The following is a 13,687-nucleotide window of genomic DNA, read 5'->3' as shown; positions in this document are numbered from 1 at the left end:
GATCACGCCGATGATGTCGCTGATCTTCTTGCTGCTGTGGTTGATCGCTTCCATCGTCGAGACCACCTGCGACACCACCTGGCCTCCGCGCGCCGCCGTCTCGGCCGCGCTGGCCGCCAGCTGGTTGGCCTGCCGCGCCGCTTCGGCGCTCTGGCGCACCGTGCTGTTGAGCTCTTCCATCGACGCTGCCGTCTGTTGCAGGTTGCTCGCCGTCTGCTCCGTGCGCGAACTCAGGTCCTGGTTCCCGCTCGCAATCTGCGTCGACGCCGTCCCGATGTTCTCCGTCGCCGAGCGCACCTGCACCACCGTCTTGAACAGGGATTCGCGCATGCTGCCCAGTGCCCGCAACAGATCGCCCAGCTCGTCGAGCCGACGGGTCTGCACCGAATGGGTCAGGTCACCCCGGGCCACGGTTTCCGCCACGCCCACGGCTTCGCGCAAGGGCGTGGTCACCGAGCGGGTGATCCACCAGGCGATCACGATGCCCAGCGCCACCGCCACCAGGGCGATGCCCAGCAAGGCCCAGGACTCGGTCTTCAGCTCTTCGCGGCTGTCGGTCACGGCCTGGTCAACCAGGCCATGCTGCAGCTTGCGCAAAGCTTCCATGGCCCCCATGTAGCGCTCGACCGCCGGCACCAGGCCGTTTTGCAGCATCGCACCGGCCTTGTCGACATCGCCCGAAGCCAGCGTGCTGAAGTAGGCCTTGCGAACGTCGATGTACTCCTTGCGCCGCGCCGTGATGCCCTCCAGCAGCGCCTTGCCCTGCGCCGACTCGATGGACTTCTCCAGGTCGCTTTGCAGGGCATTGATGCGCTCCGAGGTCTGCGCAATCAGCGGTTTGAAGTACGCATCCACCTCTGCATGGTTGCCCGACTTGGCCAGGGCCATCACCCGGTTGATGTTCAGGTTCGTGTTCTGCAGCCACTCATCGGCCAGCATCGCCCGGCGCTCCATCTCGACCATGCGCTGCTGCTCTTGTCCGGCCAGCGACAGCGAATACAGGGCCACCGTGGTCAAGCCGGCCAGCAGGGCCAGCACGATCCCGAACCCGCCCCCCAAACGCCATCCGATTTTCCAATTGCCCATGTTCATGACTCCTCTGCGGCCGTGGCTCCGTGCACGACCGCGGCCTGACTGGCGGAGGCGTCGACGCGGAACACCTGCACCACCTGCGCCAACCGCTGCGCCTGCTCCCGCAGGCTCTCCGCCGCTGCCGCACTCTCTTCCACCAACGCCGCGTTCTGCTGCGTCATCTGGTCCAGCTGGTTCACCGCCACGTTGATCTGGCCGATCCCCTGGCTCTGCTCGCCCGCCGCCGCCGTGATCTCACCGATGATGTCGCTCACCCGCTGCACCGAGGCCACGATCTCTCCCATCGTCTGCCCCGCTTCGCCCACCAGCCGGCTGCCCGCGTCCACCTTGTCCACGCTGGCGCCGATCAGGCCCTTGATTTCCTTGGCCGCCTCGGCACTGCGCTGCGCCAGGTTGCGCACCTCACCAGCCACCACCGCAAAGCCCCGGCCTTGCTCGCCCGCTCGCGCCGCTTCCACCGCCGCGTTCAGCGCCAGGATGTTGGTCTGGAACGCAATGCCGTCGATCACGCCGATGATGTCGCTGATCTTCTTGCTGCTGTGGTTGATCGCTTCCATCGTCGAGACCACCTGCGACACCACCTGGCCTCCGCGCGCCGCCGTCTCGGCCGCGCTGGCCGCCAGCTGGTTGGCCTGCCGCGCCGCTTCGGCGCTCTGGCGCACCGTGCTGTTGAGCTCTTCCATCGACGCTGCCGTCTGTTGCAGGTTGCTCGCCGTCTGCTCCGTGCGCGAACTCAGGTCCTGGTTCCCGCTCGCAATCTGCGTCGACGCCGTCCCGATGTTCTCTGTCGCCGAGCGCAGTTGCTGCATCATCCCGGCAAAGCGCGACCGCATGCCTTCCACCTCGGTCACCAGGCGGCCGATTTCGTCGCGCCGGTCGGAGCGGAACACCTGCGTGAGATCGCCTTGCGCGACGCTGGTGACCGCCCCGGTCAGCTCGGACAGCGGGCGGCTGACGTTGCGCTGCACCAGCAGATACAGACCGACGCCGAGAATCACCGTCGTCAGGGCCAGCAGCGCCCAAAAGGCCTGGATCGTCGACCAGTACGAGGCCATGGCCTCGCGGTCCGACACCTCGGCCACCACCCACCAGCCCCCGGCCTGGGCCGTGCGCTTGACCAGCCAGGGATCGGCCATCCCGGCCGCCACCAATGGCACCGCATCGCGAATGAACACGTTGGCCGATCCGCGCAGCGTGGCCAGCATGGGCGCAGCGCCGGGCATGGCTTCCAGCACCTTGTGGCCGGCCGCTGTGGGATGCATGACAAACACAGCCTCTTCATCGCTGCGGCGCGGGTCGATGACCACGGTGGCGCCAGACTCATGGAAGCGGGCATTGGTCACCAGCTTTTCCAGCGACGTCTGGAAGTCGGTGATGTCGTAGCCGATGAACAGGATGCCCACCACCTGACCCGCCTCGTTGCGCACCGGCTCGTAATGCGTCATGTAGGGCTTGCCGAACAGCACGGCGCGGCCGGTGAAGGTCTTGCCTTCGAGCATCAGCGGATAAGCCGGGTGGTCGCGCGCCAGCAGCGTGCCGACGGCGCGCTCGCCGTCCTCTTTTTTCAGCGACGTGGTGATGCGCTCGAAATCATCGCCCTTGCGCATGAACACGGTGGCCACGCCACCGTTGGCCTGTGCGAAGGTGTCGACCTCGCCGAAATCACCGTTGAGCAGCATGCCCCAGCTCTTGAGGTGCCCGCTGTCGGCGTCCAGTTCAAAATGCTCTGCAAACTTCTTGCGAAAGGGCTGGTAGGCCCGTTCGGTCATGAGGCGCGCCGTCGCATCGAAGGCGTCCACCGCCTCGGCCACCGAGGCGGCCTTGTCGCCCACCACCTCGACCAGGCGATCGCGCGAGCGCTCTTCGGCCACCACGGCCATGCCGGCACTGAGCACCACCAGCACCCCGGCCAGCAAGGCCACCGCCAGCAGGGCCACGCGCCGGGCCAGGGATTGTTTGTCGGGCGAAGAGGTCTTCATCGTGGCGGCTCCGGTCAGCGCATCAGGCCATCTGGCGGGTGGCGTCGATCAGGCCCATGTCGGCGCTGCCCATCAGCCCTTCGATGTCCATCAGGATCAGCATGCGCTCGCCCACGCTCGCAATCCCCGTGATGAAGCTCGTGTCCACCGCCGTGTGCATCTCCGGCGCCGGCTTGATCAAGTCCGCCCCCAGCTGCAGAACGTCCGAGACCGAATCCACCACCGCGCCCACCACCCGGCCGTGCACGTTCAGCACGATCACCACCGTGAACCCGTTGTATTCCACCGTCGGGCAGCCCAGCTTGATGCGCAGGTCCACCACCGGCACGATCACCCCGCGCAGGTTCACCACCCCCTTGATGAACCCCGGCGCGTTCGCGATCCGCGTGGGCTCTTCGTACGAGCGGATTTCCTGCACCCGCAGGATGTCGATGCCGTACTCCTCACCTCCCAGACGAAAGGTCAGGTACTCCGCGTTGGCCTTCTGGCCCAGCGCCGCCGTCCTCACCCCTTCCTGGCTCGCCAACTGCTGGCCTTCTTTGAGCATGTCCATGAGCATCGTCCCCCAATAAACAGACAAGGTTCATGAACTATCGGCCCCCGGGCCGCCGGCTGAAGTCGGAATAAGGTGCTCAAAACGGGGACAAACCCGGGCGCGCGGGTACTTTTGGGTACCTAAGCATTCATTCAGCGCCCCGTCGGCCACCATGACCGACGAACGGCACACCGTCTGACCGCGCCCGCGAAGCGCATGCCGCCCGCCTGTTTCAGGCCATGCGGCGGGTGGCGTCGATCAGGCCCATGTCGGCGCTGCCCATCAGCCCTTCGATGTCCATCAGGATCAGCATGCGCTCGCCCACGCTCGCAATCCCCGTGATGAAGCTCGTGTCCACCGCCGTGTGCATCTCCGGCGCCGGCTTGATCAGGTCCGCCCCCAGCTGCAGAACGTCCGAGACCGAATCCACCACCGCGCCCACCACCCGGCCATGCACGTTCAGCACGATCACCACCGTGAACCCGTTGTATTCCACCGTCGGGCAGCCCAGCTTGATGCGCAGGTCCACCACCGGCACGATCACCCCGCGCAGGTTCACCACCCCCTTGATGAACCCCGGCGCGTTCGCGATCCGCGTGGGCTCTTCGTACGAGCGGATTTCCTGCACCCGCAGGATGTCGATGCCGTACTCCTCACCTCCCAGACGAAAGGTCAGGTACTCCGCGTTGGCCTTCTGGCCCAGCGCCGCCGTCCTCACCTCTTCCTGGCTCGCCAACTGCTGGCCTTCTTTGAGCATGTCCATGGTGCGCCCCGGATCAGAAGTTTTCCCACTCGCCTTCATCGGAAGACGCTTTGGCCACCGATGCCGGTGCCGGCCGCTTGAGCTCGGGAGCGGCGAGGGCCGGCCGCTTGGGTGCCGACGCCACAGGCTTGGGCCGCTGTTGCGGCCTGGACAGCGGGGTCGCTGGCGGGCGGTGCGCCGCCGCAGAGGGCACCGAAGGCGCCCAGGTCGTAACCGCGGCGGCGTCGGTGCGGAACACGCTGACGGCCTGCACCAGCTGGTCGGCCTGCTGGCGCAGGCTGGCGGCGGCAGAAGCGCTTTCTTCCACCAGCGCCGCGTTCTGCTGCGTGGTCTGGTCCATGCTGCTGACCGCTTCGGCCACCTGGTTGACGCCCGCGTTCTGCTCCTGGCTGGCGCTGCTGATCTCGCCCACGATGTCGGTCACCCGCTGGATCGACTGCACCACCTCCTGCATGGTCGAGCCGGCCCGGTCCACCAGGGTCGTGCCCTGTTCCACGCGCTCGACGCTGGCGCTGATGAGCTGCTTGATTTCCTTGGCCGCTTCGGCGCTGCGCTGGGCCAGCGTGCGCACCTCACCAGCCACCACCGCAAAGCCCCGGCCCTGCTCGCCGGCTCGCGCGGCTTCCACCGCCGCGTTCAGCGCCAGGATGTTGGTCTGGAAGGCAATGCCGTCAATGGTGCCGATGATGTCGCTGATCTTCTGGCTGCTGTGCTGGATCTCGCGCATGGTGGTCACCACCTGGCTGACCACCTCACCACCCTGCACGGCCACGCTGCTGGCACTGGCCGCCAACTGACTGGCCGCACGCGCGTTGTCGGCGTTCTGCTGGGCCGTCGAGCCCATTTCCTCCATCGACGCCGAGGTCTCCTCCAGCGCAGAAGCCTGCTGCTCGGTGCGGCTGGACAGATCCTGGTTGCCCTGCGCAATCTGCGCGCTGGCCGTGGCCACGCCTTCGGCGTTCTGCCGCACGCTGCCGACCAGCTCGGACAGCGCCTTCTGCATCTTCTGCATCGCCGTCAGCAACTGCCCGGTCTCGTCCCGGCGGCCACCGGCATCGATGGTCTGGGTCAGGTCGCCTGCGGCGATGTGGTCCGCCACCCGCACCGCGTCGTTGAGCGGCCGCACGATGGAGCGGGCGATCAGCCAGGCAAACAGACTGCCCAGGGCGATCACCGCCACCAGCATGCCGATGATCAAGTTGCGCGATTCGCTGAACAGCACATTGCCCTGGTGGCTGGCGTTCGAAGCGCCGGTGGCATTGAGGTCGACCAGCTTCAGCAGCGTGGCCGACGCCGAATCGAACAGCTTCTGCGATTCCCCATTGAGCAGCGCCATGGCCTCTTCAGTGCGGTTCTCGCGCGACAGGGCCAGCAGCTTCTGGTGTTCGGCCTCGTAGCGGCCCCATGCCGCCGAAAAGCCCTCGTACAGCGTCTTTTCCTCCGGCGAAGCAATGAGTTTGGCGTAGGCCGCTCGCTGGGTTTCGATCTCGCCCTTCAGCGTCTCCATCAATTTTTCCAGATGGCTCATGCTGCCCGCGTCCTGCGCCAGCACGTGACGCAGCTCCAGGATGCGGAAGTCCGAGGTCTGCGTATTGATTGCCGAGGTGATCGACGCACTGGGCAACCAGTTGGTTTCGATATCGAACGAAATCCGGTTGAGGCCGTTCATGCTCGATAAGGCAAACAGGCCAAAGGCCAGCACCAGGGCCAGCACCAACGCGAACGCACCGCCCAGCCGGGAGCCAATGCGAAGGTTAGAAATGAAGTTCATGGGGTCTCTCTCTTGTCGACGGATCGGCACACGTCTCCACCTGTGCAGAAGAACCGGGGTGTCAAGCGCCCCCGTGGCGCGCTCGGGTGTCTCATCGCGACGAATGTGACCCCCGTCGCACCGGCTATCGACCAAAACTACCGGGAGTAAAGCCCCGACTACATCACCGTCTGTCGAAAATTCACTGATTTGCGCCAGATCAAGCCCCTGACTGAAAGGCTTAAGTGACCTCTTAAGAGTTCACCGTCGCCCAGGCGTCTTTTGCGGCCCGGCGCCTGCTGATAAGGTGGTGCCATGAGCCCGACGCTTTTGCCCCCTGAAGCCGCCCGCTGCCTCGGCCCCACCGCCGCCATCGACAGCGATCACCCCGCCGTCATCGCGTTTTCCCGTACCCATGCACAGGGGAGCACCGACAGAGAGCGGGCGATCGCCCTGTACCGGGCCGTGCGCGACGGCCTGCGCTACGACCCGTACCGCATCGACCTCAGCCCCGAAGGCCTGAGGGCCAGCACCGCGCTGACCCAGGGTCATGGCTGGTGCGTGCCCAAGGCGGTGGCGCTGGCGGCGGTGGCCCGGGCTGCCGGCCTGCCGGCCCGGCTGGGTTTTGCCGACGTGCGCAACCACCTGTCGACCGAAAAGCTGCGCCAGACCATGCAGACCGATGTGTTCATCTGGCATGGCTACACCGAGCTGTGGATCGACGGCGCCTGGCGCAAGGCGACACCGGCGTTCAATCTGTCGCTGTGCGAAAAGTTCGGCCTGCTGCCGCTGGAGTTCGACGGCGTGAACGATTCGCTCTACCACCCGTTCGACCGTGCCGGCCAGCAGCACATGGAATATGTGAACCAGCGCGGCGCCTTCGACGATCTGCCACGGGACGCCATCGTGGCCGACTTTGTGGCCGTCTATCCCGGCCTGCTGGCGGCCGGTCAGGCACCGGCCGGCGACTTCGCCGCCGATGCGGTGCGCGAGCAGGGCGGCGCGTAAACAGGCCGCCTGCCCGCAGCCTCAGAAGAAGCGGTCGATGCCCAGCAGGGTCAACACCCCCAGCACGGCAAAAATGCCGGCCGAAATGCTGTGCACCAGCTTCATCGAGACCCCGCGCGCAATGCGATCGCCCAGGTAGATCGCCGGCACGTTGGCCAGCATCATGCCCAGGGTGGTCCCGGCCACCACCGCGAAGAAGTCGGTGTAACGCGCCGCCAGCGCCACGGTGGCGATCTGGGTCTTGTCGCCCATTTCGGCCAGGAAAAAGGCCAGCACGGTGGTGCCGAACACGCCCAGTCGCAGGGACTTGGCATCGGCATCGTCTTCATCGATCTTGTCGGGAATCAGCATCCAGATCGCCATGGCCAGGAACGAGCCGCCGATGATCCAGCGCATCCATTGCGGACCGATGGCCTCGGCCACCCATTGGCCGACAGCGCCGGCCATGGCATGGTTGGCCAGGGTGGCCACGAAAATGCCGAGCATGATGGGAAGGGGTTTGCGGAAACGGGCCGCGAGCAGCATGGCCAGCAGCTGGGTCTTATCGCCCATTTCGCCCAAGGCGACGATGCCGGTGGAAACGAGAAAAGCTTCCAAGGTGGGGACTCCAGGGCCAGAAAACACAAAGACCACAACGCGCTCCCGGCCCAACCGGAGGCGTTGTGGTCAAAGGTCTTGCCAGGCTTGGAGCTGCCTGCGCCATGGCCGTGGGGACCAAGTGTGTTGACGCAAGCTCCTGCAGCCCGTAGCGGGCTCGTCAGGTCGGCTACTCCCCAATGACGGGTAAACGGCGATTCTAGCCGACCCGCGGGCGAACGGGTGGTCAGTTTTTCAGCTTGAACACGGCCGTGCTGGCAAGCAGGTTGGGCAGGCTGCGCACTTCCCGCCCCTCATGCAGCCCGAAACTGTCTTCGACGCTCAGACCGCAACTGCGCGCCAGCACCTCGAAATCGGCGTAGGTCCCGACACGGATATTGGGGGTGTCGTACCACTGGAACGGCAGCCGCTTGGTCACCGGCATGCGTCCCTGCAACACCGCCACCCGGTTCGGCCAGTGGGCAAAGTTCGGGAACGCCACGATACCGATCCGGCCCACGCGCGCGGTCTCCCGCAACATGGTTTCGGCGTTGCGCAGATGCTGCAGGGTGTCGATCTGCAGCACGACGTCGAAAGCGTCGTCCCCGAACATGGTCAGCCCGGCTTCCAGGTTGAGCTGCAGCACGCTGACACCGCGGCGCAGACAGGCCTGTACCTTGGTGTCGTCGATTTCGACGCCATAGCCCGTGCACTGCCGGGTGTCGCGGAGGTGGGCCATGAGGGCACCGTCGCCGCAGCCCAGGTCCAGCACGCGCGAGCCGGGCGGCACCAGGCGGGCAATCGATTCGATCATCTGGTGTTCGCTCATGCCGCCCTCCGGCTTGGGGCACCCACGGTGTGCTCGAAGTAGGCCCGCACGGCCGCGTGGTAGCGAGGATCGTCGAGCAAAAAGGCGTCGTGCCCGTGGGGCGCGTCGATTTCGGCGTAGCTGACCTCCCGGCGGTTGTCCAGCAGGGCCTTGACCATCTCGCGCGAGCGCGCCGGCGAAAACCGCCAGTCGGTGGTGAAACTCACCAGCAGGAATTTGGCCGTCGCGCGCGCCAGCGCCGCGCTGAGCTGGCCGTCATAGGCGCGCGCCGGATCGAAATAGTCCAGCGCCCGCGTGATCAGCAGATAGGTGTTGGCGTCGAAATACTCGCTGAACTTGTCGCCCTGGTAGCGCAGGTAACTCTCGATCTGGAACTCGACATCCTGCGTCGAATAGCGATAGCCCCACGGTCCTGTGGCGGGTGGCTCCCCGCCGGCCAGGGCATCGGCCAGATCCGCCGGCTTGAGCGAACGGCCGAATTTCTCGTTCATCACGTCGTCGCTCAGGTAGGTAATGTGGCCGATCATGCGGGCGATGCGCAGGCCTCGGCGCGGCAGGGTGCCATGCCGCAGATAGTGCCCCCCGTGAAAGTCCGGGTCGGTCACGATGGCGCGGCGGGCAACCTCGTTGAAGGCAATGTTCTCGGCGGTGAGGTTGGGAGCGCTGGCCACCACCACCGCGTGCCGCACCCGCTCGGGGTACTGCAGCGTCCAGCTCAGGGTCTGCATGCCCCCCAGGCTGCCCCCCATCACCGCCGCCAGGGTGTGGATGCCCAGGGCATCCAGCAGCCGCGCCTGCGCGTCGACCCAGTCCTCCACCGTCACCACGGGAAAGTCGGCGCCCCAGGGCTGCCCGGTGGCCGGATTGGTGTGGGTCGGCCCGGTCGAGCCAAAACACGAGCCGATGTTGTTGACGCCGATGACGAACCACCGGTCGGTATCCACCGCCTTGCCCGGCCCGATCATGTTGTGCCACCAGCCTTCGCTGCGCGGCAGGGGCTGGCCCTGGGCGTCCGCGTGAAACCCCGCAACGTGGTGGCTGGCGTTGAGGGCGTGGCAGATCAGCACGGCGTTGGACTTGTCGGCATTGAGCGTGCCGTAGGTTTCCACCACCAGCTCGTAGGCCGGCAACACCGCGCCACTGCGCAGCGGCAAGGGCTGGTCGAACCGAAAGGTTTGGGGTGTGACGATCACGTGGCGCATCCCCGTCGTGCGGGGCCCAGAAAAGCAAAAAACCCGGCTCCACCAAGAGGCAGACCGGGCATCCCCCCTTTAGCGGCATTTCTATAGCGCCCGCAATCCGGAACAAATCGGCGCTGAAAACACAGTATATAAGGCTTGCACGCCATGCGCACCTGCACCAAAGCTGGGCAATGGGCCCGGAATTGTTGTGATAACACGTCGAACAGGAGGCCGGGCCTTGACGGACCTTGAAAAAATTGTTCCTGTTCGAACAATCTTGGGCCCATAATGATCTAGGCGTGCGCCAAGAGGCGGCGCCCAGTTAAGTGATCGGGCGGTTTCGCGTGCTACAGGTTTATGTGCTGACGGGGCTCCATCGCTATTTCTTTCAGTGTTCTTAGGAGTCCCATAGATGGGCAACAAACTGTACGTCGGCAACCTGCCTTACACCGTACGCGACGAAGATCTGCACAAAGCCTTTTCGGACTTTGGCAATGTCAACAGCGCCAAGGTCATGATGGAGCGCGATACCGGCCGCTCCAAGGGTTTTGGTTTCGTCGAAATGGGCAGCGATGCAGAAGCACAGTCGGCGATCGAAGGCATGAATGGCCAGTCGCTGGGCGGCCGCAGCCTGGTGGTCAACGAAGCCCGTCCGATGGAGCCGCGCCCGCCCCGTACCGGTGGCGGTGGTTTCGGCGGCGGCCGTCGTGAAGGCGGTTTCGGCGGCGGTGGCCAGGATGGTGGCTTCCGCAGCCCCTACGGTGGCGGTGGCCGCCGTGATGGCGGTGGCGGTCGCGGCGGCTACTGAGCCCCACCCCTCCAGAGTCTGATCCGGCGCACCGCGCCGGATCGCCTCGCGAAGCCCCCAGGCATGCCCGGGGGCTTTTTTGTTGGGCGCGGTTGCTGGCGCTGGCGGTTCAGCCCGGGGTCTGGCCCTGTCCGGCCCGGTGTTTGCGGGGCCGGCCGGCCAGCAGGCGGTCGAACACCGCATTGGGCAAGCCCCTCAGCAGCTTGGCCACCACCCCCATCTGCCAGGGAATGACGCGGTAGCTGGCGCCCGCCGCAATCGCGGTCATGGCGCGTTCGGCGAAGGCATCGGCCGTCATCAGAAACGGCATGGGATAGCGGTTCTCGCGGGTCAGCGGCGTGTCGACATACCCCGGCAGCAGCGTCACCACCGCCACACCGGTCCCCCGCAGCTCCCCGCGCAGGCTTTCGCAATAAGCCACGACCGCCGCCTTGCTCGCGCAATAGGCTCCGTGCCCGGGCAGTCCCCGGATGGCCGCCACGCTGGCGATGCCGACGAGGCGGCCGCGGCCCCGTTCGCGCATAGGGGCGACGAAAGGATGAAATGTGGCCGCCATGCCCAGGTTGTTGACCGCCAGGGTGCGTTCCATCACCGCCAGGTCTTCAGCGATCGCCGTGTCCATGCCGACGCTGATGCCGGCATTGGCGATCACCACCTCGGGCACGCCCTGGTGCGCCAGACAGGCCCGGCCGGCCGCGACGATGCTGGCGGTGTCGGCCACGTCCGCCGGGTAGACCCGGCAGCGGGTGGCGTCCAGGCCTTGTCGGGCCGCCCAGGCGGCCATGTCGTCGGCCCGGCGCGCGACCAGCGCCAGGCGCCAGCCCGCACGGGCGTAGCGCGCTGCCAGGGCCTGGCCGATGCCGCTGGAGGCACCGGTGATGAACACCAGCGGTGGCTGGGCGTCAGGGCCGGGGAGCGAACTGGACACGCACGGCCCCTTCCATGTCGGCCACGCGCTGGTCACCGTCGAAGTCCAGACGCTGCGAAACCAGTTGGTCCTGCCCCCGGATGAGCAGCACGGGGCGGTCCGACGAGAGGTGATCGGGCTTGAGGGTCACGCGCAGGTAGTCGCCATGAAACTCCATGCGCGGGATCACCGAACCGTCGTCGGCGCGACCCGCCTGACGCACCACCACGGCGTCCTTTTCGAGGATGAAGACGTCGCCGGCCGCGTTGGCGGTGATCTGCTGGGCGGTGGCGGTCGTCAACTGGCGACGCTCGTTGAAGGCCCGGATGCGGGCCTGGTCGATCACGGTGTTGCCGGTGTCGGGGTGGTGCCGGGCCTCGGTACCGAACACCTCGGAACGCAGCGAGCCGTCGGCGTTGAAGTTGCGGACCGAAAACCCCTGCATGAAGTTGTCGGGCTCGCTGCTGATCGCGCGCGGGGCCGGTGGCGCCACAGGCTCGGGCGTGGCCTGCAGCAGCAGGAACGAGGCCAGCGCCAGCAACAGCATCAGCAGCGCCGGAATGTAGAGCGAGAGCTTGTCCCAGACAAGAAACGGCAGGCGGCGCAGCAGAGGAGCGCCGTCGTGCGAGGGCAGGGGCAGGTTCGGGGTGCTCATTGCGAGGCGCTTTCCAGTTCGCGGGCGTATACGCCCTGGGCCACCAGCAGCAGGTCGCACAGTTCACGCGCTGCGCCGGCCCCCGGCAGGCTGCGGGTCACGAACTGGGCCACGGCCTGCACCTCGGCATGGGCGGTGGGCGGGCAGCAGGCCAGAGCGGCCCGCCGCAGCACCGGCAGGTCGGGCCAGTCGTCCCCCATGGCCGCCGCCTGCGACCAGTCCAGCCCCAGCTCGGCCAGGATGGCCTCGGCCGCCGGGCGTTTGTCTTCAGTGCCGACGCGGGTGTGGGTCACACCCAGGGCGGTCAGCCGCGCGCGCAGCGCTGGCGAGTCGCGCCCGCTGACCACGGCTGGCGTGATCCCGGCGCGCTGCAGCAATTTGATGCCGTGGCCGTCGAGGGTGTGGAAGCGTTTGAGGGTTTCGCCCGCTTCGCTGAAATAGAGGCCGCCGTCGGTGAGCACGCCGTCCACGTCGAAGAACACCACCCTCACCGGCTGCGCACGCAACAGCAGTTCAGGCGGGAAGTTCAGCGTGGGGCGCAAGGACGGCAAGGGCACAGACATCCGGCAATGCTAACGCGAGTGCGGCGGCCGTCGCCGCCTCAGATCACCTTGGCCCGCATGAGGTCGTTGCTGTTGAGGGCGCCGATCAGCCGGCCGGCGCCGTCCACCACCAGCACGCTGGTGATGCGGTGCGCCTCCATGAGGTCGGCCGCCTCCACCGCCAGCGCATCGGCCCGCACAGTGCGGGGGTCCGGACGCATCACGTCCCGCGCCGTCAGCGCGCGCAGGTCGGTGCTGTGGCCGGTCTTTTCGATCAGACGGCGCAGATCGCCGTCGGTGAAGATGCCCTGCACGCGGCCATCGGCGTCGACAACGGCACTCATGCCCAGACCTTTGACACTGATCTCGCGCATGAGGGCCATCAGCGGCGTGTCGGGCGACACCTGGGGCAGGTGTTCGCCAGTGCGCATGATGTCGCTGACCAGGGTGAGCAGCTTGCGGCCCAGCGCGCCGCCGGGGTGCGAGCGCGCAAAGTCCTCGGCACGAAAGCCCCGTGCGTCGAGCAGCGCCACGGCCAGCGCGTCGCCCAGGGCGAGCTGGGCCGTGGTGCTGGTGGTCGGCGCCAGGTTGTGCGGGCAGGCTTCCCGGGCCACGGAGGTGTCGAGCACGACGTCCGCGTGCCGCCCCAGCGTCGAGGCGGTGCGCCCGGTGAAAGCGATCAATGGCACGCCCATGCGTTTGATCAGCGGCAGGATGGCGGTGAGTTCATCGCTGTCGCCACTGTTGCTGATGGCGAGCACCACGTCGGCTGCGGTGATCATGCCCAGGTCGCCATGGCTGGCTTCGGCCGGGTGCACAAACATGGCCGGCGTGCCGGTGGACGCCAGCGTGGCCGCAATCTTGCGCCCGACATGCCCGCTTTTGCCCATGCCCGTGACCACCGCCCGGCCGGTGCAGGCCATGAGCAGGCCCACCGCCCGCACGAAGCGGTCGTCGAGCCGGCCGGCCAGCGCCTGCACGGCCTCGGCTTCCATGACCAGGGTCTCGCGGGCCATCTCCAGCGCCCGCGCCGGATCGAAAGGAATGGGTGAATGCATGCTG

General features: G+C 66.8%; 14 protein-coding genes and 2 riboswitches. Of the genes, 2 read left to right on the top strand and 12 right to left on the bottom strand.

The window, feature by feature from the left end; translation table 11 throughout:
- From QQK43_RS14155 to QQK43_RS14135, 5 genes are all read right to left on the bottom strand, one after another.
- Nucleotides 1-1,086 (bottom strand): MCP four helix bundle domain-containing protein (locus tag QQK43_RS14155; RefSeq protein WP_284308282.1); only part of this gene is annotated, 1,086 nt, incomplete at its 3' end.
- A 2-nt stretch (nucleotides 1,087-1,088) separates the two neighbouring features.
- Complete coding sequence (locus QQK43_RS14150; RefSeq protein ID WP_284308281.1) at nucleotides 1,089-3,071, bottom strand: Cache 3/Cache 2 fusion domain-containing protein; 1,983 nt, start codon at nucleotides 3,069-3,071, stop codon at nucleotides 1,089-1,091.
- A 22-nt stretch (nucleotides 3,072-3,093) separates the two neighbouring features.
- On the bottom strand, nucleotides 3,094-3,624 hold the full coding sequence (locus QQK43_RS14145) for a chemotaxis protein CheW (RefSeq protein WP_234266621.1): 531 nt from the start codon (nucleotides 3,622-3,624) through the stop codon (nucleotides 3,094-3,096).
- A gap of 214 nt (nucleotides 3,625-3,838) precedes the next feature.
- Entirely contained in the window at nucleotides 3,839-4,369 is a 531-nt protein-coding gene (locus QQK43_RS14140) for a chemotaxis protein CheW (RefSeq protein WP_284308280.1), read from the bottom strand.
- A gap of 13 nt (nucleotides 4,370-4,382) precedes the next feature.
- Nucleotides 4,383-6,140 carry a methyl-accepting chemotaxis protein gene (locus QQK43_RS14135; RefSeq protein ID WP_284308279.1) on the bottom strand — a complete coding sequence of 586 codons (1,758 nt, stop codon included), beginning with the start codon at nucleotides 6,138-6,140 and terminating at the stop codon, nucleotides 4,383-4,385.
- 294 nt (nucleotides 6,141-6,434) lie between these two features.
- Between QQK43_RS14135 and QQK43_RS14130 the strand changes: the two genes are divergently transcribed.
- Nucleotides 6,435-7,127, top strand: a complete 693-nt coding sequence (locus tag QQK43_RS14130; RefSeq protein WP_234266619.1) for a transglutaminase domain-containing protein — start codon at nucleotides 6,435-6,437, stop codon at nucleotides 7,125-7,127.
- 21 nt (nucleotides 7,128-7,148) lie between these two features.
- On the opposite strand, the gene QQK43_RS14125 is transcribed toward QQK43_RS14130, so the two are convergent.
- The 3 genes from QQK43_RS14125 to metX all read right to left on the bottom strand — a co-directional run bounded on the left by QQK43_RS14125 (nucleotide 7,149) and on the right by metX (nucleotide 9,734).
- Entirely contained in the window at nucleotides 7,149-7,724 is a 576-nt protein-coding gene (locus QQK43_RS14125; protein ID WP_234266618.1) for a TMEM165/GDT1 family protein, read from the bottom strand.
- Nucleotides 7,725-7,729: 5 nt separating this feature from the next.
- Nucleotides 7,730-7,914, bottom strand: a riboswitch (yybP-ykoY riboswitch).
- Between the two features lie 36 nt (nucleotides 7,915-7,950).
- Nucleotides 7,951-8,532, bottom strand: a complete 582-nt coding sequence (metW, locus tag QQK43_RS14120; RefSeq protein WP_234266617.1) for a methionine biosynthesis protein MetW — start codon at nucleotides 8,530-8,532, stop codon at nucleotides 7,951-7,953.
- Complete coding sequence (gene metX, locus QQK43_RS14115) at nucleotides 8,529-9,734, bottom strand: homoserine O-succinyltransferase MetX (RefSeq protein WP_234266616.1); 1,206 nt, start codon at nucleotides 9,732-9,734, stop codon at nucleotides 8,529-8,531. The genes metW and metX overlap by 4 nt, the downstream gene beginning before the upstream one ends.
- A 48-nt stretch (nucleotides 9,735-9,782) precedes the next feature.
- A riboswitch (SAM riboswitch) is annotated at nucleotides 9,783-9,858 on the bottom strand.
- A gap of 267 nt (nucleotides 9,859-10,125) precedes the next feature.
- Here metX and rbp point away from each other — a divergent pair.
- Nucleotides 10,126-10,521 (top strand): RNA-binding regulator, encoded by a 396-nt coding sequence (gene rbp / locus QQK43_RS14110; RefSeq protein ID WP_234266615.1) that lies wholly within the window; start codon nucleotides 10,126-10,128, stop codon nucleotides 10,519-10,521.
- A gap of 109 nt (nucleotides 10,522-10,630) precedes the next feature.
- On the opposite strand, the gene QQK43_RS14105 is transcribed toward rbp, so the two are convergent.
- Genes QQK43_RS14105 through QQK43_RS14090 form a run of 4 tightly spaced genes read right to left on the bottom strand, consistent with a single transcriptional unit; the run spans nucleotide 10,631 to nucleotide 13,683 of the window.
- Nucleotides 10,631-11,449: an SDR family oxidoreductase gene (locus QQK43_RS14105; protein WP_284308278.1), complete on the bottom strand. Its 819-nt coding sequence runs from the start codon at nucleotides 11,447-11,449 to the stop codon at nucleotides 10,631-10,633.
- Nucleotides 11,424-12,083: an LPS export ABC transporter periplasmic protein LptC gene (gene lptC / locus QQK43_RS14100; protein ID WP_284308277.1), complete on the bottom strand. Its 660-nt coding sequence runs from the start codon at nucleotides 12,081-12,083 to the stop codon at nucleotides 11,424-11,426. Before lptC ends, QQK43_RS14105 begins: the two co-directional genes overlap by 26 nt.
- Nucleotides 12,080-12,646: a KdsC family phosphatase gene (locus QQK43_RS14095; protein ID WP_284308276.1), complete on the bottom strand. Its 567-nt coding sequence runs from the start codon at nucleotides 12,644-12,646 to the stop codon at nucleotides 12,080-12,082. The genes lptC and QQK43_RS14095 overlap by 4 nt, the downstream gene beginning before the upstream one ends.
- 38 nt (nucleotides 12,647-12,684) lie before the next feature.
- Nucleotides 12,685-13,683 (bottom strand): KpsF/GutQ family sugar-phosphate isomerase, encoded by a 999-nt coding sequence (locus QQK43_RS14090; protein ID WP_284308275.1) that lies wholly within the window; start codon nucleotides 13,681-13,683, stop codon nucleotides 12,685-12,687.
- Between the last annotated feature and the right edge of the window lie 4 nt (nucleotides 13,684-13,687).

The sequence above is a fragment of the Hydrogenophaga electricum genome, from assembly GCF_030160815.1.
Classification (GTDB): domain Bacteria; phylum Pseudomonadota; class Gammaproteobacteria; order Burkholderiales; family Burkholderiaceae_C; genus Hydrogenophaga; species Hydrogenophaga electricum.
The sequence above is the reverse complement of the archived record's forward strand: the minus strand, read 5'-3'. Positions and strand labels throughout refer to the sequence as shown.